The organism is Haloarcula sp. KBTZ06 (genome assembly GCF_048595605.1).
Classification (GTDB): domain Archaea; phylum Halobacteriota; class Halobacteria; order Halobacteriales; family Haloarculaceae; genus Haloarcula; species Haloarcula hispanica.
The window spans coordinates 1,255,332-1,280,251 of sequence record NZ_CP184337.1; the positions used below are offsets into that span (position 1 = coordinate 1,255,332).

General features: G+C 63.8%; 24 protein-coding genes. 14 read left to right on the forward strand and 10 right to left on the reverse strand.

The annotated features are described in order from the left end of the window. Nucleotides 1-200 precede the first annotated feature (200 nt). Together ACNO8S_RS06610 and ACNO8S_RS06615 are read left to right on the forward strand one after the other, a co-directional pair. A complete protein-coding gene (locus tag ACNO8S_RS06610; protein ID WP_050007113.1) occupies nucleotides 201-641 on the forward strand; it encodes a universal stress protein in 441 nt (146 codons plus the stop codon). Then, on the forward strand, nucleotides 638-2,902 hold the full coding sequence (locus tag ACNO8S_RS06615; RefSeq protein ID WP_050038003.1) for an amino acid permease: 2,265 nt from the start codon (nucleotides 638-640) through the stop codon (nucleotides 2,900-2,902). Before ACNO8S_RS06610 ends, ACNO8S_RS06615 begins: the two co-directional genes overlap by 4 nt. Before the next feature lie 12 nt (nucleotides 2,903-2,914). On the opposite strand, the gene ACNO8S_RS06620 is transcribed toward ACNO8S_RS06615, so the two are convergent. The 4 genes from ACNO8S_RS06620 to ACNO8S_RS06635 form a co-directional block, all read right to left on the reverse strand. Then, complete coding sequence (locus tag ACNO8S_RS06620; protein ID WP_420182685.1) at nucleotides 2,915-3,337, reverse strand: hypothetical protein; 423 nt, start codon at nucleotides 3,335-3,337, stop codon at nucleotides 2,915-2,917. A gap of 20 nt (nucleotides 3,338-3,357) precedes the next feature. Beyond that, a complete protein-coding gene (locus ACNO8S_RS06625; protein WP_420182686.1) occupies nucleotides 3,358-4,098 on the reverse strand; it encodes a cell surface protein in 741 nt (246 codons plus the stop codon). A gap of 45 nt (nucleotides 4,099-4,143) precedes the next feature. After that, nucleotides 4,144-6,810 carry an alkaline phosphatase PhoX gene (locus tag ACNO8S_RS06630; protein ID WP_420182687.1) on the reverse strand — a complete coding sequence of 889 codons (2,667 nt, stop codon included), beginning with the start codon at nucleotides 6,808-6,810 and terminating at the stop codon, nucleotides 4,144-4,146. Between the two features lie 289 nt (nucleotides 6,811-7,099). Next, nucleotides 7,100-7,387 (reverse strand): DUF7111 family protein, encoded by a 288-nt coding sequence (locus ACNO8S_RS06635; RefSeq protein ID WP_129755114.1) that lies wholly within the window; start codon nucleotides 7,385-7,387, stop codon nucleotides 7,100-7,102. A gap of 87 nt (nucleotides 7,388-7,474) precedes the next feature. On the opposite strand from ACNO8S_RS06635, the gene ACNO8S_RS06640 reads away from it, so the two are divergent. Further along, the gene (locus ACNO8S_RS06640) at nucleotides 7,475-7,765 is read left to right on the forward strand and encodes a PadR family transcriptional regulator (RefSeq protein ID WP_146417272.1); all 291 of its coding nucleotides are present in this window, start codon (nucleotides 7,475-7,477) and stop codon (nucleotides 7,763-7,765) included. An 87-nt stretch (nucleotides 7,766-7,852) separates the two neighbouring features. After that, the gene (locus tag ACNO8S_RS06645) at nucleotides 7,853-8,107 is read left to right on the forward strand and encodes a hypothetical protein (protein WP_064288008.1); all 255 of its coding nucleotides are present in this window, start codon (nucleotides 7,853-7,855) and stop codon (nucleotides 8,105-8,107) included. On the opposite strand, the gene ACNO8S_RS06650 is transcribed toward ACNO8S_RS06645, so the two are convergent. After that, nucleotides 8,104-9,252 (reverse strand): acyl-CoA dehydrogenase, encoded by a 1,149-nt coding sequence (locus tag ACNO8S_RS06650; RefSeq protein WP_050038008.1) that lies wholly within the window; start codon nucleotides 9,250-9,252, stop codon nucleotides 8,104-8,106. The genes ACNO8S_RS06645 and ACNO8S_RS06650 overlap by 4 nt on opposite strands. 105 nt (nucleotides 9,253-9,357) lie before the next feature. Continuing rightward, nucleotides 9,358-10,215 (reverse strand): 3-hydroxyacyl-CoA dehydrogenase family protein, encoded by an 858-nt coding sequence (locus ACNO8S_RS06655; RefSeq protein WP_146417271.1) that lies wholly within the window; start codon nucleotides 10,213-10,215, stop codon nucleotides 9,358-9,360. A gap of 269 nt (nucleotides 10,216-10,484) precedes the next feature. Here ACNO8S_RS06655 and ACNO8S_RS06660 point away from each other — a divergent pair, with 269 nt between their 5' ends. Continuing rightward, on the forward strand, nucleotides 10,485-11,360 hold the full coding sequence (locus tag ACNO8S_RS06660) for a class 1 fructose-bisphosphatase (RefSeq protein WP_151103345.1): 876 nt from the start codon (nucleotides 10,485-10,487) through the stop codon (nucleotides 11,358-11,360). 16 nt (nucleotides 11,361-11,376) lie between these two features. Here the strand turns inward: ACNO8S_RS06660 and ACNO8S_RS06665 are convergent, their stop codons facing one another. After that, nucleotides 11,377-13,386 carry a PKD domain-containing protein gene (locus tag ACNO8S_RS06665; RefSeq protein ID WP_420182688.1) on the reverse strand — a complete coding sequence of 670 codons (2,010 nt, stop codon included), beginning with the start codon at nucleotides 13,384-13,386 and terminating at the stop codon, nucleotides 11,377-11,379. Nucleotides 13,387-13,493: 107 nt separating this feature from the next. Here ACNO8S_RS06665 and ACNO8S_RS06670 point away from each other — a divergent pair, with 107 nt between their 5' ends. From ACNO8S_RS06670 to ACNO8S_RS06690, 5 genes are all read left to right on the forward strand, one after another. Continuing rightward, nucleotides 13,494-15,257, forward strand: a complete 1,764-nt coding sequence (locus tag ACNO8S_RS06670) for an acyl-CoA carboxylase subunit beta (RefSeq protein ID WP_151146376.1) — start codon at nucleotides 13,494-13,496, stop codon at nucleotides 15,255-15,257. A gap of 128 nt (nucleotides 15,258-15,385) precedes the next feature. Beyond that, nucleotides 15,386-15,769 (forward strand): DUF5658 family protein, encoded by a 384-nt coding sequence (locus tag ACNO8S_RS06675; RefSeq protein ID WP_050007112.1) that lies wholly within the window; start codon nucleotides 15,386-15,388, stop codon nucleotides 15,767-15,769. 308 nt (nucleotides 15,770-16,077) lie between these two features. Then, nucleotides 16,078-17,334 carry a Glu/Leu/Phe/Val family dehydrogenase gene (locus ACNO8S_RS06680; protein ID WP_420182689.1) on the forward strand — a complete coding sequence of 419 codons (1,257 nt, stop codon included), beginning with the start codon at nucleotides 16,078-16,080 and terminating at the stop codon, nucleotides 17,332-17,334. A 63-nt stretch (nucleotides 17,335-17,397) separates the two neighbouring features. Beyond that, nucleotides 17,398-17,883, forward strand: a complete 486-nt coding sequence (locus ACNO8S_RS06685) for an SRPBCC family protein (RefSeq protein WP_420182690.1) — start codon at nucleotides 17,398-17,400, stop codon at nucleotides 17,881-17,883. A 144-nt stretch (nucleotides 17,884-18,027) separates the two neighbouring features. Further along, nucleotides 18,028-18,936, forward strand: a complete 909-nt coding sequence (locus ACNO8S_RS06690) for a DMT family transporter (protein WP_420182691.1) — start codon at nucleotides 18,028-18,030, stop codon at nucleotides 18,934-18,936. 17 nt (nucleotides 18,937-18,953) lie between these two features. On the opposite strand, the gene ACNO8S_RS06695 is transcribed toward ACNO8S_RS06690, so the two are convergent. After that, a complete protein-coding gene (locus ACNO8S_RS06695) occupies nucleotides 18,954-19,748 on the reverse strand; it encodes an RIO1 family regulatory kinase/ATPase (RefSeq protein ID WP_420182692.1) in 795 nt (264 codons plus the stop codon). 83 nt (nucleotides 19,749-19,831) lie between these two features. Here ACNO8S_RS06695 and ACNO8S_RS06700 point away from each other — a divergent pair, with 83 nt between their 5' ends. Beyond that, entirely contained in the window at nucleotides 19,832-20,971 is a 1,140-nt protein-coding gene (locus ACNO8S_RS06700; RefSeq protein WP_420182693.1) for an acyl-CoA dehydrogenase family protein, read from the forward strand. A gap of 14 nt (nucleotides 20,972-20,985) precedes the next feature. Here ACNO8S_RS06700 and ACNO8S_RS06705 read toward each other — a convergent pair whose 3' ends face one another. Next, the gene (locus ACNO8S_RS06705; RefSeq protein WP_420182694.1) at nucleotides 20,986-21,402 is read right to left on the reverse strand and encodes a universal stress protein; all 417 of its coding nucleotides are present in this window, start codon (nucleotides 21,400-21,402) and stop codon (nucleotides 20,986-20,988) included. A 55-nt stretch (nucleotides 21,403-21,457) separates the two neighbouring features. Beyond that, entirely contained in the window at nucleotides 21,458-22,921 is a 1,464-nt protein-coding gene (locus tag ACNO8S_RS06710) for an RtcB family protein (protein WP_420182695.1), read from the reverse strand. A gap of 222 nt (nucleotides 22,922-23,143) precedes the next feature. Between ACNO8S_RS06710 and ACNO8S_RS06715 the strand changes: the two genes are divergently transcribed. From ACNO8S_RS06715 to ACNO8S_RS06725, 3 genes are all read left to right on the forward strand, one after another. After that, nucleotides 23,144-23,668: a DoxX family protein gene (locus tag ACNO8S_RS06715; protein ID WP_336330484.1), complete on the forward strand. Its 525-nt coding sequence runs from the start codon at nucleotides 23,144-23,146 to the stop codon at nucleotides 23,666-23,668. 14 nt (nucleotides 23,669-23,682) lie between these two features. After that, nucleotides 23,683-23,979: a hypothetical protein gene (locus tag ACNO8S_RS06720; RefSeq protein ID WP_146417265.1), complete on the forward strand. Its 297-nt coding sequence runs from the start codon at nucleotides 23,683-23,685 to the stop codon at nucleotides 23,977-23,979. A gap of 191 nt (nucleotides 23,980-24,170) precedes the next feature. Further along, entirely contained in the window at nucleotides 24,171-24,863 is a 693-nt protein-coding gene (locus ACNO8S_RS06725; RefSeq protein WP_008309306.1) for a metal-dependent hydrolase, read from the forward strand. The last annotated feature ends 57 nt before the right edge of the window (nucleotides 24,864-24,920 follow it).

The window sequence follows — 24,920 nt, forward strand, 5'->3', positions numbered from 1 at the left end:
TCTGACGGAGATACTCGGGAACAGCGCTGCTGTAGGGTTTTCCCTTCCGCCACGGAACTCGCTATATACTGACAGGTACCGATCCGAGTGTTCCGTTGACGACGATTGGTTTTCCGAATTCGAATATCTATATTTAAATAAGGTTCGAATATACGATATAAGTAGACACATTCTTACCGACCTATCTACTCCGTCTGTGTATGAACAGTAGCACCAACGAGACAACCACGGACATTCTTGCACATGTCTTGCTACCGGTTGCCAACGAGGACGACGGGCTTACGACGGCGACTGCGCTCGAACCGTACGAGCCGGAGCAGGTGACGGCGTTACACGTCGTCGAAAAAGGCGAGGGTGTTCCGGACAAGACGCCAGTCGAGCAGTCAGAAGAGCTGGCGGCAGAGTCGTATGCGGCCGTCAGGACGGTGTTCCCTGACGCCGACGACCGCACCGCGTACGCTCGGGACGTCGTCGAGGCTATCTTCGATGTCGCCGAGGAAGTCGAGGCGAGCGCCATCGCATACCGGTCCCGCGGTGGTGGTCGCCTCATGCAGTTCCTCTCCGGTGATCTCTCGTTGAAGCTTGTGACGAACGCGGAGGTACCGGTGATTGCACTTCCACAGGCGGACTCGAAGGAATGAGCGACGAAGAACTGGCGAAAGACCTCGGGCTGGTGTCGGCGATGACCATCGGCATCGGGACGATGATCGGTGCCGGTATCTTCGTCCTGCCCGGCGTGGCCGCGAACGCGGCCGGTCCCATCGTCGTCGTCTCGTTCGTCGTTGGTGGACTGATTGCGATGGTGAACGCGCTATCGGTCTCGGAACTCGGCACGGCGATGCCGAAGGCGGGCGGCGGGTACTACTACATCAACAAGTCACTCGGGCCACTGTTTGGCTCGATAGCCGGAATGGGTGACTGGATGGGCTTGGCCTTCGCCTCGGCGTTCTACTGTATCGGGTTCGGCCAGTATCTCGCCGTCTTCGTCCCACTCCCTGAAATCGCCTTTCTCAATCCCATTCAGATAGGGGCGCTCATCGCCGGGGCGATATTCGTCGCCGTCAACTACATCGGCGCAAAGGAAACCGGTGGCATCCAGACGGTGATTGTCTTTATCCTGCTCTCTATTCTCACCGTCTTTGCCATTGCGGGCTTCTTTTCATTCGACTACGCGACCCTCGCCGGCGAGGACGGGCTCGCCCCGTTCGGGACCGGCGCGATTCTCCCGGCGACGGCGCTCGTATTCGTCTCTTTCCTGGGGTACGCAAAGATTGCGACCGTCGCTGAGGAACTCAAAAATCCGGGTCGGAACCTGCCGATTGCTATCATCGGAAGCGTCGGCATCGTGACCGTCATCTACGCCATCCTCGTGTCGATGATGCTCGGCGTCGTTCCGTGGCCGGACCTCAGTCAGGATGCCCCGGTCGCACAGGCCGCGGAGGTCGCGTTCCCGGCATCTATCGGACCGATAGGCGGCGTGGCCGCCGGTGCCGCGGCGATTATGACCGTCGGCGCACTGCTGGCGACAGCGTCCTCCGCGAACGCGTCGATTCTCGCCTCGGCCCGGATCAACTTCGCAATGGGCCGGGACAAGATCGTCACGAACTGGCTCAACGAGATCCATCCCAACTACGCCACGCCCTATCGCTCGATTCTGGTCACCGGCGGGCTCATCATCGTCTTTATCGCGTTCCTCGGACGGGACATCGAGGTGCTGGCGAAGGCGGCCAGCGTCCTCCACCTCATCGTCTACGCCCTGATGAACGTGGGACTCATCGTCTTCCGCGAGGCCGACGTGCCGGAGTACGACCCGGATTTCACCGTGCCGCTGTACCCCATCACGCCGATACTCGGTGCGGTACTCTCGCTCGGCCTCGTCGCGTTCATGGACAGTATCGAGATTGCGCTGTCGGCCGGATTCGTCCTTGTCGCGGTCGCATGGTATTTCGTCTACGCGCGCGGCAAAACCACACAGCAGGGTGTGCTCTCCGACTACATCAGCAACCGCGAGGAGCAGCTCCCGGACCAGGTGGTGAACGCCGCCGACGCGGTCGCACCGAACGGAACCGGGGGACCGACGATCATGGTGGCACTTGCGAATCCCCGCACCGAGAGCGCGCTCATCACCCTCGCAGGTGCGCTGGCGAAACACGAAGGCGGACGGGTGCTCGCGACCCACATCGCGACGGTGCCGGACCAGACCGCGCTCGAAACCGCCGCCGCGAACCGGAACCAGATAGACGCTACCTCGGAAAGCCTTCTGGACGCCGCCAAGGCCGACGCGGAGGCCTTCGACGTGCCGATAGAGACGAAGACGATCCTCTCACACCGCGGCATCGGGGAGGTGTTCGACGCGGCCCGGACGAACAACGCCGACACCGTCGTGATGGGCTACGGCGGCACCCAGTTCGCCGGCGGTCGCGCCGAAGGCACGCTGGACGAACTGGCCCACGACTTGCCGTGTGACTTCCTCGTGCTGGACGGGCAGGACCTCGACCTCAGTGACGTCCTGGTTCCGACCGCTGGCGGTCTCTCGTCGGACCTTTCCGCGGAGGTCGCCAAAGCGCTCCAGGAAACTGTCGACGTAGCCGTCGACCTGCTCCACGTCGTCGACCCCGGTGCAGAAGAGAGCGGTCGCACGTTCCTGCGCGAGTGGGCGGCGGAACACGACTTGACCGACGCCGAGATACGCATTGAAACCGGTGACATCGAGAGGACCATCGAACGGATCGGCCGCGACTACAGCCTCGTCATCGTCGGCGCGACGGAACGAGGCCTGCTATCACGCATCGTTCGCGGCTCGCTAGTGTTCGACGTCATCGAGACGCTCGATACGCCGGTCCTGCTGACCGAGCGCCCGTCGTCGCGGTCCCTCCGAGAGCGGCTGTTCGGTCGGGAGTAGCCACACGGCGTGTCAGGCGTGGCCCCGTTCTTTCGCCCCTTCGCGGATTTTCTTCGACCGCTTGCGGACGCGTGAGACGTACCGTTCGATTTTCTCCGGTTTCTCGCCGTAGAACGACGCGGCCCAGTGAACGTCGACGCCGTCCTGCGTGAGGAAGTACGCCACGAGCGTATCACGGCCAGCCTGTATGACTGTCGGCGGCACGCCGCGGTCGCCGGTCCCGGCCTCCTGGAAGCCGTTCACGTCGAAGTACACGTCGGCGTACAGCGTCGCCATCTCGGGGTCTTCGAACTCGATTCCCTCGTGGTCCGGGGCCTCGAATCGGTAGCGCGTGTCGCCGTCGCCTGTCGCTCGCTCGACGACGCGCACGTCGAGGATGTACTCGCGGTAAATCGAACTGTCCGTCGGTGCAGCGGTGGTGTCTGGTTGTGGCATAGGTGGGTATTGCTGTGGAGTTACTGTTGCTGAGTGCGTCTGGCTGCCAGCGCCGCCACCGCGGCGAGTGCGGCGATAGCCAGCGCTATTGGGAGTGGACCGTTCGCGCCGGTCGTCGACTGGTCGCCGCCCGCGGAGTCGTCCTCTGCGGCGCTCGCGGTGCCCGCTGACTCGGCTGTGCGCTCGCTGGCGGGTGACGATGCTTCGGTCACGGCGGCCACTGTCTCCGTCGTCGCGCCCGGTGACACTGCGAGCGCCGCCTGCTCGGTCGCTGGCTCGACTGCGCCGCCGCCGTCGGCGTCGACCTGGTTCGATGCGACGGTCACCTGCGTCTCACCGCCGGCGACGCCAGTAAGCGAGACTGTCGCGAGTACCACGTCGCTGGCTCCGGGCTCGATCTGGCTGTCGAGGTCAACCGCCTCGAGCGTGACCGTCCCGCCGTCTGAACTAACGACGGGGTCGGTCGTGAGCCCGAACCTGTCGGGGTAGCTCGCGTTCTCGAACCGGGCGACAGCGGGGTCGTCGACGGCGAGTTCGAGCTGGTAGCCGGCAAGGCCGTCCGGCGCGCTCGTCAGGACCACTGGAACGGTCGTTGTCTCGCCGGCGGCGACGGAGCCGGCCTCGATGCTGATTGTCGGCGTGCTCTGCCCTGTGGCGAGCGCGGGGACCGTCCCCGCGAGGAGGACGAGCGCGACGAGCGCGAGGGGGCGGCTGGCGGTTCGGACGCGACCGCGTATCGAACAGGTGGTGTCGTCGGTCATTGTGTTGCTGTATCGAAAGATGGGAGGAGGACTCGGTCGCTGTCGTCAGTTGACCTCTTCGTAGAGCGCCGTCACGTCCGCGAAGTCGATCTGGCCGTTCTCGTTGAAGTCGTACGCGCCGGTGTTCAGTTGGACGCTGTCGGAGTCCATGTTCGAGAACAGCACCTGCACGTCCTCGTAGTCGAGACGGCCGTTGCCGTTGAGGTCCTCGAAGTGGCCGTCGCCGTCGGGGTCGGTCGGCGCGGCGTCGCCAACGACCGTCTGCGGACCGCCCACGACGATGCCGTTTCGAACCTCTGCCTCGATGGCGTTGCCGTTCTCGTCGTCCATCTGCTCGATGGAGACGGTCAGGTCTGTCGTGCCACCGCCGTTGGCGCGGACGTCGAGCGTTGCGAGTGGCACGTCCATCGCGCCGGACTGGACGTTCGTGTCGACGTCGGCAACCCGAATTGTCGCCGACGAGCCGTCGTCGCTGATGGAGCTTTCGGTGAGTCCGAGCGCGTCGGGGAAGGAGACGCCGGTGATAGACGCGATTTCGGGGTTCGAGACGCTGACGGTGAGCCGAGCGCCGGAGAAGCCTGCGGGGAGCGACGAGGCGGTCAGCGGGACGCTACCCGTCGACCCGCTACCGACCGCGGCGGAGTTGGCGCTGACGACGACGTTGGGCTGGTAGACATAGAGGCCGTCGTTCGGGTACGAGCGCGCGGGGCCGCCGAAGCCGTCCTCACAGCAGATGACGCGGCCGTCGCGCATCGTGTAGACGTTGTCGATGTTCCGGAGCGCGTCGTTTGCGTCTTCCGGCGAGTCGGTGAAGTCGGGGCCGGTGATGACCGGTTCGAGCGTCGAGACGTTGTAGTCCGATTCCAGCACCCCGCGGTAGACGACGCCGCCGTCGACGCGGTCCATCTGGATGTCGCCCTCGTCGTCCGCGAGCGCGTCGTTGAACTCCGAAATGCCGAAGTAGATGAAATCGCCGGGCTGGGAGTCGTCGACGCTGTCGACGCCCTCGGCCTTGTTGAACTCGATTGACGCGCCGATTTCCTTGGCGGCCGCGCGGGTCTCCAAGAACGGGACGCGCCGGAGGTCCTCGTCGACGCCGTCGGGACCGTTGGCCTCGTACTGCTCGGCCCACTCGACGATGTCCTCGTTCGTGATGTAGTTCTGATTCCCGTTCTCGATGACGGAGAGATCGGCTTCCTTGATGGCCGCTTCGGTCACCTCGTCGCCGTCTTCCCAGTCAGCGTGTGCGCTGAGGTAGTCGGCCTGGGTCACGTCGTCGTACTCGGCGACCCAGGACTCGACCTCGCCGTTCGTGGCGTGGCCGAGTTCTATCCACTCGATTTCGAGCGGGGTCTGTGCAGGGGAGTTCCGCTCCCCGGCTTCGGCGGCGTTGGCCGCGTCGTTCGTGATCTTCGGTGCGTACAGCGTCCCGGCGACGTCCATTGGGTCGTCGTACTCCGGAATCGGCTCGTCGGCAACGAACTTGTAGATGCCCTTGCTGTCGCCGTCGGAACAGCCGTAGACGGTCCGCTGGTCGCCTTCGATGTCGGGTGCCTCCCACGAGGCCCGCCCCATCACGTAGTACTTGACCGCTTCGGGTTCGTCAGCGGTCGGTTCGCGGAAGTCGACGAAGTACCCGTACCGGTACGGGTTCGGATACACGTCGTCGAGCAGCGTCGTTGCGAGGTTCTCGCCGTCGCCCTGGTCATCGCGCTCCGCCCCGAGGTAGTACGCGAGGAACTCGACGCCGGTCAGCGCCCAGTAGCCCTGCGGGCCGAAGTTCTCGTCGAGGTCGCCGCTCTCGGCGTAGGACTCGATCGCGCCCGATATCTCGCTCGGGTTCGGCCGGTTCCAGAACTGACATCCGCCGATGAGTCCCTCGCCCGACCCCGCCTCGACGATGTCGCTCACCGTCGCCGTCAGACTGACGCGGGGGTGTGCGTAGTTCTCCTCGGCGGAAATCATCGTCTCCCACGGACTGAGGTCCCCGTAGCAGTTGATCCGCGTCCCGCCGTGTTCACGGAGGGAGTCGGTGTTGGTCAAGTTCATTGCGTTCCCGGTGTCCGCACTCCACTCGCCGTTTTCGTCCTGGCTAAGGGGGACCCGCGAGACGCATCCGGGGCTGTTCTCCCAGTTCGTGAACAGGTATCCCTCGGTCCCCTCGTCGTTGGTCGGGACGAACTGATTACAGTCGGGGTTCGTCGCCGCACCGCCGTACTGGGTGCCAGCGAAGTTCTCCTGGGTGATATCCGTCCCGTCGGGCGTCTGGACTACACCGAGCCGTTCCGCCCCACCGTTGATGGGTTCGCGTCCCTGCACGAGGATTTCGTAGTCGCCGGCTGCGGACCGGACCTGACGCTGTTTCTCCTCGGTGTCCGGAACCCCCACCTCCGGGAAATCGTCGTTACTCCCGTCGAACTCGAACTGGAAGCCGCTGAAATAGCCCACCGCAGCCCGTCCAAACGGTTCGGGGTTCTCCCCTTCCGGGTGCTGGAGACTGTACAGTAGTGACCCGTCTTCGAAGACGAACGGGCCGGTCACCTCCGCACCGAACGCCGTCGTCGAGAAGCGTTTGAGACTCCCGGCGACGCTCGGAGCGCCCGGTGTGTCTGTCTCTTCGACCTCTTCCCCACTTGCCACGCCGATGACGCTGGCCCCAAGCGCAGCAGCCACCGACTGTGAAAGTACCTGCCGTCGAGTGAAATCGACCATGCGAGTGAGGGGTAGCAGTGATTATTAAAGCAAGTTTATAATATTCGTATGATGTTTTTAGAGCGGTCATATTGCCTCGGTTCGATACGTACTGCTAATGAATTAGACGTATCAGAAATAGTGCTATTTTGTCGGGATGGGTACTGAATAGCTCTGATTGCAGTCGTTCACGCACTGATTCGTCCTCACCTACGTACCAGTCCGCTTCGAGTAGCTGGCACAGTGTCGCCCCACTCCCGACCGAGTCACGAGTCAAACAAGTAGTCGCTGTGGCGGGCGAGCCGGGTGGCTACATCCCCATGTCGGCAGCCGGCTCTGGGACCGGAAGCGCGTTCGGAGACACACCGAGCAGTTCCGCCGCGTGGTCGAGCGCCATGTCGAAGCCGTAGTATCGCTCCAGTTCGTCGCCGTCCGCGGTCGGTCGGACCTTCAGCATCGCGTACCCCTCGATGTTCTGTGCGACCGCGGCGCTCCCGCCGTCGCTCTCGAATGTCAGCAGCCGTTCCTCGTCGGTCTCTCGATAGGTGGCCGTGATACCGTCCGCTGACGCCTCGACGGGGAGTTCGGAGTCGGTCATCGGCGGCTCTAGGGAGCGGGGGTATGCGAACCTGGCGGTCCGCTCGGAACCGCAAACGCGAAACCGGACGGCTGTGACGGGACACATATGGCGAAGTGGCTTCAGAGCGGCCGTCGGCGCGATATGTGCGTCCTGCTGGCCGCCGCCGAGGACGGGGAACTCTCCGGCCAGCGGCTGAAGACGCGGCTCGAACGCCGCTACGACACGCGAATCGAACCGAAGAGCTTCTACGGCGCGCTCGACGCGCTGGAATCGGCCGGGTTCGTTACCCACCGCGAGAACGGCATCGCTGACAAGTACTCACTGACCGACGCCGGTGAGCGGCGGCTTCGAGACCAGTTCGAATGGGTGCGCGAGGCGCTTGGTGAGGACGGTTGACGGCGCTGCTTGCCAGCCTCTGCTGGATTTCGTTGCGCCGCCGTTGATGGGGTACCCTTTTTGTGACCGCTCCCACAGAACACAGGTATGTCCCTGTCCCGCTCGCTCCTCCTGGCAGGCCTGGACGCCCTCCCGTTCGCGGCGCTCGCCAGCGTCGCAACGTACGTCTTCGCACGCACAGCTGTTCAGCCGTCGGAAATTGTCGGGATGCTCGCCGGGACCGTCGGCGTGGCGGTACTCCTCGCGCTCGGAACAATCAGTGCGAACCGCTACCGTGCGGACGGAAAGCCGTTTTACTTCACGCGTGCGGTGGTCGTCGAAGGACTCCTCTCGATTCCCTAATCGAGAAGCTCGCTGGCAATGGTATTGCGGAGGACCTCGCTGGTGCCCTCGTAAATCTCGTTGAGTTTCGCGTCGCGGTAGAACCGCTCGGCCGGGAAGTCCTTCGTGTAGCCGTAGCCGCCGTGGACCTGAATGCCCTCGTTCGCCACTTCACGGGACACCTCTGAGGCGTACAGTTTGGCCTGGGCGGCCTCTTTGACGAACGACTCGCCGGCCATCTTCTTGTCGGCCGCCTGATGCATCAGCAGGCGGGCGGCCTGCGTTTTCGTGTCCATGTCGGCGAGCTTGTGCTGGATGGCCTGGAAGTCGCTGATGGGCTGGTCGAACTGCTCGCGGTCCTGCGCGTACTGCAGCGCCTCGTCCAGTGCGGCCTGGGCGATGCCGACGCCGCGGGCAGCGATAGTGATGCGGCCGCCGTTGAGCGTCTTGAGCGCGTGGACGAACCCGCGGCCTTCCTCGCCGAGCATACGGTCGGCGGGGATGCGCATATCGTCGAACCGCAGTTCGGCGGTCGGACAGCCCTTGTCGCCGAGTTTGTGCTCGGTCCCTTCGACGATGAAGCCGTCGTCCTCCTCGGGGCGGACGATGAACGAGGAGATACCCTTGTTGCCGGCCTCGGGGTCGGTCTTCGCGAACAGGACGACAGTGTCGGCGACGGAGCCGTTGGAGATCCAGAGCTTCCCGCCGTTGACCAGATAGGCGTCGCCGCCGTCGACCGGTTCGGCAGTGGTATCCATCGCCGGCACGTCACTGCCCGCGCCTGCTTCGGAGAGGGCGAACGCGCCGATCTCCTCGCCTTCGGCCAGCGGCGTGAGGTAGGTCTCTTTCTGAGCCTCGTTGCCGAACTCGTAGATCATGTTGCAGGCCAGCGAGATGTGGGCGGCGACGATTGTGCCGAGCCCGCCGCTTCCCCGCGAAATCTCTTCGAGGGCCATCGCGTAGCTGTGGTAGTCCAGTTCGGCCCCGCCGTACTCCTCCGGAATCGGCATGCCCATCAGGCCCAGATCAGCCATCTCGTCGACGAGGTCCCACGGGAACTCGTCGGTTTCGTCGATCTCCGCCGCCCGCGGCTTGACCTCGTCGTCGACGAACTCCGAGACCATTTCCTGTATCTGGCGTTGTTCCTGTGTGGGGCTAAAGTCCATGACAGATTCTAACGCGGGTTGGGTCTTTACTGTTGGCCAACGCGCGGCCCGTTGCCGGGTATGGTACTCGGCTCGCTACTATCTGTGCTCGCCACCGCAGATCTATCAGTCGTAGTCGTAGAAGCCCCGCCCGGACTTTTTGCCGAGGTCGCCGGCCGCGACTTTGCGTTTGAGCAGGTATGCGGGCTTGTAGCGGTCGCCCAGTTCTTCATACAGCGTTTCGGAGGCGTCGAGGACCACGTCGAGGCCAATGTGGTCGGCCAGTTCGAGCGGCCCCATGGGGACGTTCGTTCCGAGAGTTAGCCCGCGGTCGATGTCGGCCTTATCCGCGACGCCCTCGTCGTACGCCCGGATGCCCTCGTTTATCCAGGGCATCAGCACCCGGTTCACGACGAACCCGGGCTTGTCGTCGGCCTCCCAGGTCTCCTTGCCGATGTCGTGTGCGAACTCGCGGCCCAGCGTCACCGTCTCGTCGCTCGTTTTCTCACCGACGACGAGTTCGACGCCTTTCATGATCGGTACAGGGTTCATGAAGTGCAGTCCGAGGACCTGTTCTGGCCGTTCGGTGACGCTAGCGATGGTCGTAATCGAGAGCGTGCTCGTGTTGCTGGCTAGCACCGTGTCCGGCCCGCAGACGGCGTCGAGCTCCTCGAACACGGACTGCTTGATGTCCATGTTTTCTGTTACGGCCTCGACGACGAGGTCGGCATCCGCGAGGTCCTCCATCTCTGTGGTTCCGGTGATGCGGGCTGTTGCCGCTTCTGCTTCCTGTTCTGTCACTGTGTCGCGCGCAACGAGCGTCTCGAAGCTCGACTGGATCTCCTCGAACCCGGCGGCAACCAGTTCGTCTGTTACATCGCGCATGACGACGTCGTAGCCGGCCGTCGCTGTGACCTGTGCGATACCGTTACCCATCGTTCCGGCTCCGACGACGCCGACGGTGTCGACTGTTTCGAGATGCATACCCGCGCCTTCGTCCGGCGGTCGTGTAAGTCTGCCGACGGTATCGGATCGGCATGGCGGCCCCAATCCGACCGAGTCAACCTGTCACAGGCTTAGCGGCAAGCACTGCCCCGCGGCTGAATATTCACTCGAAATGTAGTGAATGTCAGCAAAAAGATACTTATGGTGTGCCGGGGAACGTACTGGTGATGAGAGACCCTGCGGGCAGCAGGCTCGGAGAAAAATTCGACTGGTCACCGGATGGCCAGTCCCTGCCCCTAATCTGACAAATGAGTAAGTCACTCGACATTTCGACCACCGAAGCCGAGCAGACAGTCACGGCAGTCATCGAGACCATCGCCGCGACGACACCGGACGTCCGCCGCGCCATCGCCGACCACCGTGGCCAGAGCAACTCGGTCAACCCCACCGGCGACGACCAGCTCGCGGCTGATCTGCGCGCCGACGAACTGTTCGAGGAGCGGGTGCTTGACATCGACGGTGTCGCCTCCTACGCCAGCGAGGAACGCGCGGACGTGAAAACGACAGACGGTCGCCTCCACGTCGCCATGGACCCGCTCGACGGGTCGAGCAACCTCGAACCCAACAGCGGGATGGGGACGATTTTCGGCGTCTACAGCGAACAGCCGCCGACGGTCGGCACCAATCTACTCGCCGCCGGGTTCGTCATCTACGGCCCCATCACCTCGATGGTCGTCGCCCGGGACGGCAGCGTCCGCGAGTACATCCTCGAAGACGGCGACAAGCGGGTCGTCGACGACGACGTGACGGTTCCGGAGGACCCCACAGTGTTCGGGTTCGGCGGCGGGGTCGACTCCTGGACAGACGAGTTCGAATCCTACGCCGAGGACGTCCGTCACGAACTGAAACTCCGATACGGCGGAGCGATGGTCGCGGACATCAATCAGGTGCTCACATACGGCGGTATCTTCTCGTACCCCGCACTGGAGTCACGCCCCGAAGGAAAGCTCCGGGTCCAGTTCGAGGGACAGCCGATGGCCTACATCCTTGAGTCGGCCGGCGGTCGGTCCTCCGACGGCGACCAGTCGCTGCTCGAAATCGAGCCCGACAAGCTACACGAGCGGACGCCGCTGTATCTCGGGAACGACGACCTGATCGACCGGCTCGAAGCGACTATCGACTGACGGCTCGGATATTGTTTCAGTAACCGAGATATATCGCCAGCGCTTTGAGAACGCCGTACAGCCCGACAGCGACGCCCAGGAGCCCGCCAAGAACGGTGCCGACGATGCCGTCGGGCCACAGCGAGAGCGGGTTCGGAATCCCGATGGACGGCAACGCGGGAATCGGCAGGCCACCGCTGCCGCCTGTCACGTTCCCGATGCGTTGCCCGTCGACCATTAGCTCACCAGTCTTGTTTGCGGGTACCGAGCGAGCAAACTCCGTCGTTCGTGTCTCACCGGCAGGGACCGTGACCGTCCGCGTCGTCAGTATCGAGGTGTTGAGCGCGACGATCACGTTGTGGTCCCCGCTCGCAGTTCCCCGGTTTTCAAGCTCGACGGCGATGACGGTTCGCTCGCCGGGGCCGAGTTCCGATGGAACTGCCGTGGCGTTCGTGACCACGATATCCGGCTGTCCGGGTTCTTCTGTCTGTGTCTCGGTCGTCTCGGGTTCGGCCGTCGACGTTTCCGAGTCGGTTGTCGCCGCCTCCGCATCCATGTCTGTCGCTGCTGTCTGTTCGACTCCGACGACGAACGTCGAGAAGCCCGGAGAGTCAGCCCGGTAGACGATGTGTGACTCGCTCCGGCCGGCGATGTCGGTCGCTAACGGCGTCCACCCGTCGTCTTTCCGGAACAGCGTCACAGCATCGGGTTCCGCGTCGACCGCCGCCAGCGCGTCACGGTCAACAGTAAACGTGAACGTCGCGTCCTCGGCCGGAACGGAGCCGTGGTCGATATCGAACCGGCTGACGCCGGTGTGCCCGGTGGCAGTCGTAAACGCTGGCGTGGGCTGGCGGGAGCGGACGGTGAGTGTGGCGGATTCGTTACGCGGGAACGACGCGGCAAGCCGCTCCAGCGTTCCGTTCTCACTGGTGACGAGTGGCCCCTCCGAGGGCCGAATCTGCTGTGTCTGGCCGGATCCGTTCACCGAGACGTTCGCCACGGTCGCGTTCGGCTGCCGCACAGTCACGTTCCCGGCGGTTCCATTGCCCGTCACAGACACGACTCTGGTCACAATTTCCGTGTTCCCGAGCGGATCGGCGGCGGTCACTGTGACTTCGTGACTGCCGGGCGAGGCGAAGGCCACGGTGATGTTCTCGCCGGTCAGGATCGTATCGCTCCCCACCTGCCACCGGACCGACTCGACGCCCTGATCGTCTGTCGTCCCCGCCGCGGAGAAAGTCACCGACTCGCCGACCGTCGCGTTCTCCGGCCCGGCAACGGTGACGTTCGGTGCGGAATCGTCATAGAGGAACGTCCGCTGTCGGCCAAAGGAGTTCTCGTTACCGTTCTCGTCGGTCACCGACATCAGCAGCAGCGAGTACTCACCCTCCTCCGGGAACGTGTACTTTCGTGTGTACGTGATCGTGTTACCGGTGCGTTCGGTGAATCCCGAGATGTTGAGTGTGTCTAGCGATGGGCCGCCGACGGAGATTCGAAGCTGCTGTATCGGTTCGTGAATCCCAACAGAGATGCGGGCGGTGGAGCTATTGACGCGGCGTACCTCGAACGACTGGTACTTCGGCACGACGGCGTCCATCCCGGTGACGGTGACCGACTCGTGGGGAAGTTCGTTCCCCGCTTCGTCGGTGATACTGGCGGTGTCACGGAGGCTGACGGTGACGTTGTCTGTGTCGACTTTTCTCTCTAGCAGCAGGGAGACGCGCACCCCGGTCCTGTTTTCGCCGGAGGCGTTGATCGATGCGACCGAGACGTTCTCCACTCGACCCGCGGTTAGCTCGAAATCCGCTGCCTGAATCGTACTCGTGTCCACCGACCCACCGTCGTCGTACAGGGACACCTCGATAGTCGTCGCGTTGCCCCGCGTCGCATTGCCCCACTCCGGCGACTCGGTGTCTTCGGCCGCGACCGTGCCAGAAGCGACTGCAATGAGCAGCGGGAACAAAAGGAATACCGCGAGAAGCAGGAGCCACCGGCGACGACGCCTGGCCGACGGCGGCGTCTCTCGGGGGTGGCCGGTGGCACTCATGGTACATGAGTAGTCCGGCACCCGATATCAATGGTGCGCCACCATTACGAGAGGTGATAATCGCACGCGGGGTAACTACTGTGATCCCCGGGTCCGTTGGGTGTGGTATGAAAGTGCATATCGCGGCCGAGGCCACGCGCGACGAGGCGTCGGCCATCGCGGCCGCCGTCGCCGAACACACCGGCCGAACTGTGGAAGTGTACGTCGGCGACGATGAAACCCCGACGTTAGTCCGCGAGGTGACCGATGAAGATGGGGCCGAAGATACAGCCGTGGACGGCGATTCGGCGGACGCTGCACCGACGGAACGAGAGAAACGCCTCCGTGAAGAGATCGCCGACATCGAACGTGGCGGGCCGCAGAAGTACCGCGACCGCCTCACCGAGCAGGGGAAGCTGTTCGTCCGCGACCGACTCGAACTCTGGTTCGGCGACGATGGCCTGGACTTCGAGGACGGCCGGTTCGCGAACTTCGACTCGTGGCATCCCAGCAGTCCCGACGTGGACGACGAGGACGACCGGCTGCCGGCTGACGGACTCATCACCGGCGCGGGGACCTTCGAGGGCAGACAGGTACACGTCGCCGCCAACGACTTCACCGTCAAGGCGGGATCAATCGCTCGCCACGGCGTCGAGAAGTTCCTCCGACTGCAAGAGCGCGGGCTGAAGAGCGGACAGCCGTTACTGTATCTGGTCGATTCCTCGGGCGGCCGTATCGACCAGCAACGAGGCTTCTTCGCCAACCGCGAAGGGATCGGGAAGTTCTACTACAACCACTCGCTGCTATCTGGCGCGGTTCCACAGATATGCGTCCTATACGGCCCGTGTATCGCTGGCGCGGCCTACACACCGGTGTTCGCCGACTTCACCGTCATGGTCCGTGGCATGAGCGCACTGGCAATCGCATCCCCCCGAATGGTCGAGATGGTCACTGGCGAGGACATCGACCTCGAAACGCTCGGCGGGCCGGACCTGCACGCCCGTCACTCCGGCAGCGCGGATCTGGTCGCCGACGACGAGGACCACGCCCGCGAGCTCGTGGCGCAACTCATCACGTATCTGCCCGATAACGCTGACGAGAAACCGCCACGGACCGACGGGACCGCGCCGGCAGTTGACCCTGCGGGCCTCGACTCGGTCATCCCCGCAGAACCGAACAAAGGCTACGATATGCACCGAGTTATCGAACACATCGTCGACGCCGACTCCTTCTTCGAACTGCAGTCGGAGTACGGGGCCGAAATTCTGACTGGATTCGCCAGAGTCGACGGCCGGCCCGTCGGTATCGTCGCCAACCAGCCGAGCCAGCGGGCCGGCGCAATATTCCCTGATTCGGCCCGCAAAGCGGCCGGCTTCGTCTGGACCTGTGACGCCTACAACATCCCACTGCTGTACCTCTGTGACACGCCGGGGTTCATGGCAGGCTCCTCGGTCGAAAAGGAGGGCATACTGGAAGCCGGGAAGCGGATGATCTACGCTACCTCGCAGGCCACCGTTCCGAAACAGTGCGTCGTCGTCCGGAAGGCCTACGGCGCGGGCATCTACGCCATGTCAGGCCCCGCCTACGACCCCGAAGCGACCCTCGCGCTCCCGGGCAGCGAAATCGCGATCATGGGGCCAGAAGCCGCGATAAACGCGGTGTACGCGAACAAACTGGACGCAATCGACGACCCGGAAGAGCGGGCCGAGCGCGAGCAGGAGCTACGCGAGGCGTACCGCGAAGGCATCGACGTCCACCGGATGGCGAGCGAAGTCGTCATCGACGAGATCGTTCCGCCGGGTGACCTCCGAGACGAAACCGTTGCCCGGTTTGACCTATACGAGGACGTCGAAAAGGACCGACCAGAGAAGAAACACGGGACGATTCTCTGACTGTATTCGTGGCGGCCCATACACCCGTGTTTCTCGGGAGTAGACAGCCCCTACCCCTTCCGTTTCAGTAGTAAACACTGTGTATTTAATACACTGGGTGAAAACAGGATAACAGACCACGTGGGGGCGTGGTTGCGGAGGGTGACGTGTTCACAACGGACCGAACGGTCCCGATAGGGATCATCGACAGGTGGTGTAGCGCCCTGCTTGACGAACTAGCGGCCGTCGAGCGAGAGCTATGGCTGGTAGTCGCCGTGACGCTCATCGTCGACGTGTGGCTGACACACGTCGGCCTCCAGCACGGCCTCCACGAGGGAAACCCCGTGATGCGGGCCGCGATAGAGACGTTCGGGATCGCCGTTCTCGGAGCGACGAAAGTCGGCGTTCTCGGGCTTGCAGGGCTGACCCGCCAGCTGCTGAACGAGCAGCGCGGCGTCGTCGTGCCGCTCGGGCTAGCGCTCCCGTGGGTGGCGGCCGTCGTGATAAACGCGGTCCTCTTGATTAGCCTGTAGCCGTCTCGGGGTTTCCGTCCTCCGATTTCAGTCGTCTGCACGCTGGACAAAGGCCGTCCGCTCGAACGTACAGACGAGCGTGTCGCCCTTGCTGCAGCGTCGACCTGCATCGTAGCGATACCACGACTTCGTCGCCGGTCAGTCGCTTGTACAGGACCGCCGTTTCCGCACGGATCGTATCGCCATGGACGACCGTGCTCAATCGCCAGCAATCCATGTGGCCGACTAGTGCCGTTGTGGGTATCGCTCGTCTAGAGAATCCCATGGACGGCGGTACTCTTTTGCCCACAGTCTGAGACATTCCGCGTATGTCTCCAGAGGTAAACCCGTTTGAGAGTTTACAGGAGCAGATCGACGACGCGTCGGACTATCTCGAATATTCGACCGACGTGCTCGAACGGCTGAAACACCCCGAGCGAGTGCTGGAGACGAACCTCTCCGTGGAGATGGACGACGGCTCCGTCGAGGTGTTTCGAGCCTATCGCTCACAGTTCAACGGCGACCGAGGGCCGTACAAGGGCGGAATTCGCTATCACCCGCAGGTCACACGCGACGAGGTCAAGGCGCTGTCAGGCTGGATGGTGTACAAATGCGCCGCCGTTAACATCCCCTACGGCGGCGGGAAAGGCGGTATCGAGATCGACCCGCGCCAGTACTCGGCCGACGAGATAGAGCGGATAACGCGGTCGTTCGCGAAGGAACTCCGTCCGATCATCGGCGAGGACCGGGACATCCCCGCGCCTGACGTCAACACCGGACAGCGCGAGATGAACTGGATCAAAGACACCTACGAGACGCTGGAGAACACGACAGAACCCGGCGTCATCACCGGAAAAGCTCCGGAGTCGGGCGGCAGTGCGGGCCGCGTCGAAGCGACCGGTCGCTCCGTGATGCTCACCGCACGCGAGGCGTTCGACTATCTCGGCAAGGACATCGAGGGCGCAACCGTGGCCGTGCAGGGGTACGGGAACGCCGGTTCCGTCGCGGCGAAACTCATCGAGGACCTGGGCGCGAACATCGTCGCAGTGTCCGACTCCTCCGGTGCCGTCTACAACCCTGACGGGCTCGACGCCCGCGACGCGAAGGCGTTCAAAAGCGAGACCGGGTCACTAACCGACTACGAGGGCGCGACGGAAGAGCTGACGAACGAGGAGCTGTTGACGATGGACGTGGATCTGCTCGTTCCGGCGGCGCTCGAAAACGCCATCGACGGCGACCTCGCACGCGACGTACAGGCCGACATCGTCGTGGAGGCGGCAAACGGCCCGCTGACACCGAACGCGGACGACGTATTCACGGAGCGCGACGTGGCCGTGTTCCCTGATATCCTCGCCAACGCCGGCGGCGTCACGGTGTCGTACTTCGAATGGGTCCAGAACCGCCAGCGGTTCTACTGGTCCGAAGAGCGGGTCAACGACGAACTGGAGACCATCATTACGAACGCGTTTGACGACCTCGTCGAGACCTACGAGGAGACCGGCGCGCCGAACTTCCGGACGGCGATGTACGTCGTCGCCATCCAGCGCGTCGTCGCTGCCGCAGAGGAAGGCGGTATCTGGCCCTGACTCCGTCCCGGCATCGGTCGTGGCTATCGCGGGTGTTTTGCCAGCGCTTCCCCTACTGTGTGTATGGACATTTACGAGCGGCAGGTTCGCGTCGAAGCCCCGCTGTCAGAAGTCTGGAAGTTCCACGCGACGGGCGATGGGCTGGTCGCGCTGACTCCCGACTGGATGAACATCCGCATCGAGGCGGAGCGGGGACCGGATGGCGAGCCGAATCCCGAGGAACTGACCGCCGGGTCGGTTGTCGAATCCTCAATCAAGCCGTTCGGCGTGCCGCCGCGCCAGCGCTGGGTCTCGAATATCGTTGCGCGGGAGGAGGGCGAGGACGAAGCGATGTTCCGCGACGTGATGGAGGAAGGGCCGTTCCCCCACTGGGAACACACGCATACGTTCAAAGCGCTGAGCGACAGGGAGACGCTCGTCCACGACCACGTCGAGTTCGAACTGCCTGGCGGACCGCTGGGCCAGGCGCTCGGCCCCTTCGGCTGTCTCGGGATGGAGCCGATGTTTCGGTATCGCCATCAGCAGACGAAGGAACTGCTCGAAGGGTAACTCGGCCTGCCCGCGGGCGGCACGGCCCCGACTATGGTCTCCGGTGTTTCTTTATTCCCGTGTCGGATACTGCCACGGGATGAGTAGACGTGTCGTCGCGGTAACTACCGGTGTCGTGCTATCTCCGCGCTACAATGGAGCGAAATGGGCGTGACCGAGCCGCGAATCGACCCGCGAATCGCGCTGGCTGTCGCCGTGCTCGCAGTCAGTACGAGCGCGATTCTCGTCCGCTGGAGCGCGGCCGCGGCGTCGGTCGCGGCGTTCTACCGCGTTCTGCTGACGACCATACTGCTGGCCCCGCTGGCACTGGGCCGGCATCGGTCAGCCTTCGGGCGACTCTCCCGGCGAGACGTACTGGCGGCTGCGGCGACTGGCGTCGCGCTCGCGGTTCACTTCGCCGCGTGGTTCGAGAGCCTGGCGTGGACGAGCGTCGCGGCGTCAGTCACGCTGGTCCAGTGCCAGCCGCTGTTCGTTGCTGTCGGCGCGTGGGCGCTGCTGGACGAGCGCGTCACGCGCGGCACGACGGCGGGCATCCTCGTCGCTATCGGTGGCATCGTCGTGATGTCCGTCGGCGAACTGCTCGGCGGCGGAACCATCGGCCCGCGTCCGCTGTACGGCAACGCGCTGGCGCTGGTCGGCGGTGTCATGGCCGCCGGCTACGTGCTCGCCGGGCGCTCGCTCCGCCAGCGGTTCCCCCTTATCCCCTACGTGACCGTGGTCTACGGCGTCGCCGCGATATGCCTCCTCGGCTTCGTCGTCGCGTCAGGCCACCCCGTGACAGGCTACCCGCCACAGGAATGGGCGCTGTTTTTCGCGATGGCCGTCGGTCCCGGCGTGTTCGGCCACACCGTCCTCAACTGGGCACTGGCACACGTCGAATCCAGTATGGTTAGCGTCTCGCTGCTCGGCGAACCGGTCGGGAGCGCGCTGCTTGCGTTGCTGTTGCTCGCAGAGATACCCGGTCCATCGACCGTCGTCGGCGGGGCCGTCGTACTCGTCGGCATCGGCGTTGTTGCTAGAAGCCGAGCGCTCGGAGCGACGCCGGCGGACTGAGGCCGTTCCGGGCCGGCCTATGTGCGCTTTTCCACGGCCCCGCGGATTTCGGCGGCGGCGAAGTCGTGGTCCGGACGGATGTTGACGAAATCCAGGAACTCCTCCGCGGCCAACAGCTCCGCCGTCTCGTAGTGCATCGCCGCGGCCGAGACGGCGGCCGGCGCGCCGATGAGCGGCTCCAACGCGCCCAGCGCGCAGGCAAGGTCGTAGGCGCGAGCGTCGCTGATCGCTTCCTCGCGCACGCTCGTGGCGTCGATGAAGTACAGGTCGTCGTGGGCCACGAGCACGTTCTCACACCGGAAATCGCCGTGTGCCAGGCCGTCCTCGTGCATCCGGTGGAGGAAGTCAAACACGGTCGGGCTGTGACACTCGACGGTTTCGGGCGAGAGGTGGTCCAGCGGCTCGAAGTCGGGGATGTATTCCAGCACGAGTACCCCCATCCCGTCGTATTCGAAGGCCTCGATTGGCTCGGGAGCGTTGACGCCGATCTCCCGCATCCGCCGGGTCGCCGCCAGTTCGTGTTCTGCCATCTCGTAGGGCGTCCCGAAATGCTCGAAAAAACCCTCGGTCCCTGACGAGAACGCGCCGATGTTTCGGCCGGCGGTCAACAGTGTATGAACCAGCGAGTTCTGCCCCGTGATGACTTTCACGAACCACTGATCATTGACGACCAGCGGAGTCGAGAGCCAGTTGTCTGCCTCCAGAAACGCCACATGGGCCGCGGGCTCGTCGTACCGCTCCATTACCGCTCGCACCACGCCTTCGAGTTGCTCCCAGGGGACCGTCCCGCGGAGGAGTCGCCGGAACGCCATTCCACCTGAGAAAAGCCGTGGACGGGCAAATGGCTTGTGTCTGCCCCCGTGTGCTATTTAATAACACAGGACATAGATTCGGTATGGAGTTCGACGTTCCCGGCGAACACCGGATGATACGGGATTCGGTCCGCGAGTTCTGCGAGAACGAGATTCAGCCGATAGCCCAGGAGATAGAGGACGAGCACCGGTTTCCGGCGGAAATATTCGAGGAACTGGGCGAGCTTGATGTCATGGGTGTGCCGATCAGCGAGGAGTGGGGTGGTCTGGGCGGCGATACGTTGATGTACGCGCTCGTCGCCGAGGAACTCGGGCGCGTTTCCGGGAGCATCGGGCTCTCGTACGTGGCCCATACCTCGCTCGGAAGCAAGCCCATAGAGTTGTTTGGCACAGATGCACAGAAAGAGCGCTGGCTCACACCGCTCGCTTCCGGCGAACACCTCGGCGGCTGGGCGCTGACTGAACCGGGCAGCGGGAGCGACGCCAGCGACATGGACACGACGGCCGAGCGGGACGGCGACGAGTACGTCATCAACGGCACCAAGCAGTTCATCACGAACGCCTCCGTCGCCGGGTCGGTGCTAGTCAAAGCCGTCACCGATCCTGAGTCCGGCTACGACGGCATCTCGACGTTCATCGTCGGTCCCGATGACGACGGCTGGGTGGTGACGACCGAATGGGACAAAATGGGGCTGAACGCTTCACCGACCTGCGAACTCCAGTTCGACGACTGTCGGATTCCCGCGGACCGACTGCTCGGCGACGAAGGCGACGGCTGGGAGCAGACGCTGAAGACGCTCAACGGCGGCCGCATCTCTATTGCTGCGCTCTCGACGGGGCTCGCACAGGGGGCCTTCGAGGCCGCGAAGTCCTACGCCACCGAACGCGAGCAGTTCGACCGCCCCATCTCGAAGTTCGACGCCGTCCGGGACAAGATCGTCGAGATGGACCGCAAAATCGAGCGCGCCCGCCTGCTGACCCACAAGGCGGCGACGATGTACGACCAGGGAGAGGACGTGACGCGCATGTCGTCGCTGGCGAAACTCGACGCCAGCGAAATCTGCCGGGAGGTCGCCGAGGACGCCGTTCAGGTGCTTGGCGGCTACGGGTACACGACTGATTTCGCGCCACAGCGGTTCTACCGCGACGCGAAGCTCATGGAAATCGGCGAGGGGACGAGTGAGATACAGCGGATGGTGCTCGGCCGGGAACTGGGCCTGTAACCATCGTGAGGCGCTTACACGTCGGAGGGGGCCTCCGGGACAATCGTAACGGGCACGTTGGCGGCGTCGATGACAGCGACCGCCGCGTCGCCCTCCCGGATTCTGCCGGCCAGGCCCTTCGGCTCGTGGCCCATGACGATGTGCCGAACGTCCACGTCGGCTGCGAGTTCCAGTAGTTCGTTGCCGATCCGCGTGCCCGAACGCATCGCGGACCGACCGACGTGTTCGATAGCGACCGTCGCCACGATGGTGGCGTCGCGGAACCGGTCGCGCATCTCGTCCCGGAGTTGCATGGCCGTGCCGTCGGCGGTGTCCTCGTCGACGAGGTGGACGACGTACAGTTCCTCGTCGAGCCCGTCAGCGAGTCGAACTGCCGTATCGATGACCGCCGGAGAGACCGAATCGTTGGCGATAGCCACGAGAATGGTCATACAGGACACAGGGCCTTCGCGTCCTAATCACTTTCTGCCAGGCTAACAGGCCCGCTCACTCAGTCGCCTTCAGATTGTGGACCGCGTCGACGTACTCGACGACCTCGGCAGTGGGCTGGATGGCAGAGAGAATCGCGTCGGCGTCCTTGTACGCCATCGGCGCTTCGTCGCGGACACCTTTGATGACGGACTCCGAGTAGACGCCGTCCATCGCTGCGGCGAACTCGTCCATGTCGACCTCGCTGTGGGCCTGCCGGCGACTCATCACGCGACCCGCGCCGTGTGGCGCTGTCTGGTGGTACTCGTCGTTGCCCTTCCCCCGGGCGATAATCGACCCCTCGGCCATGTTGAACGGGACCAGCAGGCGCTGTCCATCGCGGGCCGGGGTCGCCCCCTTGCGGATGGTCAGGTCGCGGAAGTCGATGTAGTTGTGAATCGACTGGAAGCGGTCGACGGGGTCGATTCCCAGCGCGTCACAGACGGCGTCGCTCATCAGTTCGCGGTTCCAGCGGGCGTACTGCTGAGCGAACAGCATGTCGACGAGGTAGCCGTGGGCCTCGCGGCCTTCGAGCCAGTCTAAGTCCGTGTTGCGGTCCTCGTCGTCGCTGCTGTGGATGGCGTCCTGGACCTGTCCCAGTGCGTCGAAGGCGTTCTCGATTTCCTTGCCGTCGAGTTCGCGGCGGAGTCGGTCCTTCCGGATGTAGGACTCGCCCATGCCGCCGGTGACCCAGGCGTAGAGGTCACGAGATTCGACCGTATCGGGGTCGAACTTCAGATACTCGACGTACTCCTCTGGAATCTGCTCACGTATCTCTCCGATTGTTCGGCGGTCCGTCGCTGTCGACTGCCAGTATTCGGCGACGGATTTGCCGAGATAGCGGGAGCCGCTGTGGATGACCAGCCAGTAGTCGCCCGACTCGCGTGCCCGGCCGAACTCGACGAAATGGTTCCCGCCGCCCAGCGTCCCCGCGCTTTTGATTATGTACCCCATTCCCTGGCGCTGGTCTGCCAGCACGCGGTCACAGAGCGACTCGAAGTACTCCTCGTCGTAGCCGTCGAAGTCGAACTCGACTGGGTCGATGTGCTCGCCGAACCGCTCGGCGTAGGCCGCGTCGAACTGCTCGAAGACGCGGTTGGCCCGCTCGAACGGGAACTCCTCGACGAAGTGAACCGCGTCGTCGTAGTCGTGAACCGACCGCCCCATCGGGACCGCCTCGCGGACGCGCCGCTCGCGCTCGGTGTCTTCCAGCGGAAGCTCCGGCCCGAGGTTCGTCGCGGCCATCCCGCAGCCGACGTCGACGCCGACGATGTTCGGGACGACGCGCTCGCCCAGCGGCATCGTGAAGCCGATGGGTGCGCCGGCCCCCCAGTGCGTGTCCGGCATGATTCGAACCGGCTCGGTGAACGCGGGGTGGTCGATGAGCGTCTCGATTTGCTCCCGACACCCCGCCTCGACGAGCGACTCGTCGTCGACCATCACCCGCGCCGTGGTGTGTTCGCCCGTCAGTTCGAGTACCATTGGTACCGTAGCGTAGTCGCATGGAGGGTTTGAACCTCACGGTGGCCCGTGAGCGGTTGTCTTCCCGTCGGAGGAAATAAAAACCCGCAACCGAACAGGTGTCGAAACGCTAAACGGCTGATACATCCCTTCTCAGGGGCTGAGATAGGTTTTCACTCGGTGGGAACGCCCGCTCCCTTATATATCATAGCGGCGCGGAACTCTATATGTGAGGTGACACAGATGTCCTATCAAGCGGCGAACCCCCTGGCAGACGACTTCGAGCTCGAGCTCGGCGGGGCCTGGACCGCGTACTGGCTGGCGTTCCTGCGTGTCGTAACCGGCTGGTGGTTCTTCCACGCAGGCGTAACGAAGCTCATCGAGAACGGGCTGGCCTACACCTACGGGCCAACGTACCTCAAGCAGATGACTGGCACGGCACTCGGCCCGCTCCCCGTGCTGATGGGCGAATACCTTGGCTGGCTCATCCAGGCAATGGTCCCGCTGGGCGAGACGCTCATCGGGCTGGGACTGATGGTCGGCGCGCTAGTCAGGCTCGCCTCCGTCTTCGGGGTCTTCTTCATGGCCCTGTTCTGGATCGGCAACGCGGAGTTCGGCCACGGGCTGGTCAACAGCGACTTCATGGGCATGCTGCTGTTCATGACGATGATCGTGCTGGCTACCGGTCGCTACTACGGCCTCGACGCGATCATCGAGAAGACCAAACTGGTCAAACGACACCCGAAACTGAGGTACCTGCTCGGCTAAGGAGGTGACCACCAATGCAACAACACACCACCGTCATCGACAAAGCGGCGATGGCACTCAGCGGCGGACTGATGCTGCTGGGCGTCGTCGTCCTCGGCATCGTGGAGATACTGGCGGGTAAGCCCTACAGCGCGGCACCGCTGACGAACGACGCGGGCGAGATCATCGCCACCCCGATGGTCGACCCAACGCTTCGGACCGGGCTGGTCCTGGCCGGCCTCCTGGTCCTGGCCCTGTACGCGCTCTACAGGCTCGTCGCCCCAATGAAGAATCAGACGGCCACGGCACAGCAGGAAATCACGGCAGACTGAGCGGTTCTCGTTTTCGCTGTTTTGACTCGGTGTGTCGATACTGTTTACAGAAGTGATAGTGGGTGCCGCACCACCCCACCGATTCCCCACTAACAACGTATTTACTGTGGCTATATTAATCAAGTGGGGTAGTTTCTAATTCTGATAGAGCCCACCACAACGCTCATTTCTGTGGTAGTATTGATATCTATATGCCTTCGCTGGTGGTTCACTACGCCTTCGTTGGGTTACTCGCCGCAACGCTGCTGGGTGCTGCATTCGACAAGCGGTCGCTCCTCCTGTCGATACTCGTCGTCACGTTTCCCGACATAGACGCGTTCCTCGGGCTCTACTGGCAAGCCGGCCACCGGGCCGCGACGACGAACCTCGTCATTCCGGCGGTACTGGCGCTCCTTATCGCGATGGACCTGTACGTGCGCGACGAATCGTATATCGAGGGCCGCTGGGGGGCCTACGGTGTTCGAGTCAGTTGGTTCTGTGTCGTGGTGTACGCGGTGGGTCACGTACTGCTGGACTTGATTACGGGCGGTGCGAACCTCTTCTGGCCGCTGTACGACCAGTTCTATCAGCTCAGCGGTCATCTGGAGCTGTCGAGCCAGCGCGGCATCGTCCAGACGTTCGTCGAACTGCCCGAGCCGTCCTCTCAGGCTTCCGGTGGCACCGGCACGGGCGGGAGCGGCGGGTCGACCACGCAGTCGATGGGCAACTCCACCGAGGTACAGATGAGTACCGGCATCGACCCGAATCCGGGACAACCGGAACCAGAAAACGTCGACCGCGTGTTCCCCATCGCCCGGAGCGGCTGGGAACTGGTCGTCCTCGTCGTTGGGACGCTCGCCACCACCGCTCGCCTCGTCATCGGCCACGACCTCCCGGAGGAGTAACGGCCGGTCGGTCGGCACTGCGGGGCGTTCGCTTTCGAGTCCTTCATATACGCCGTG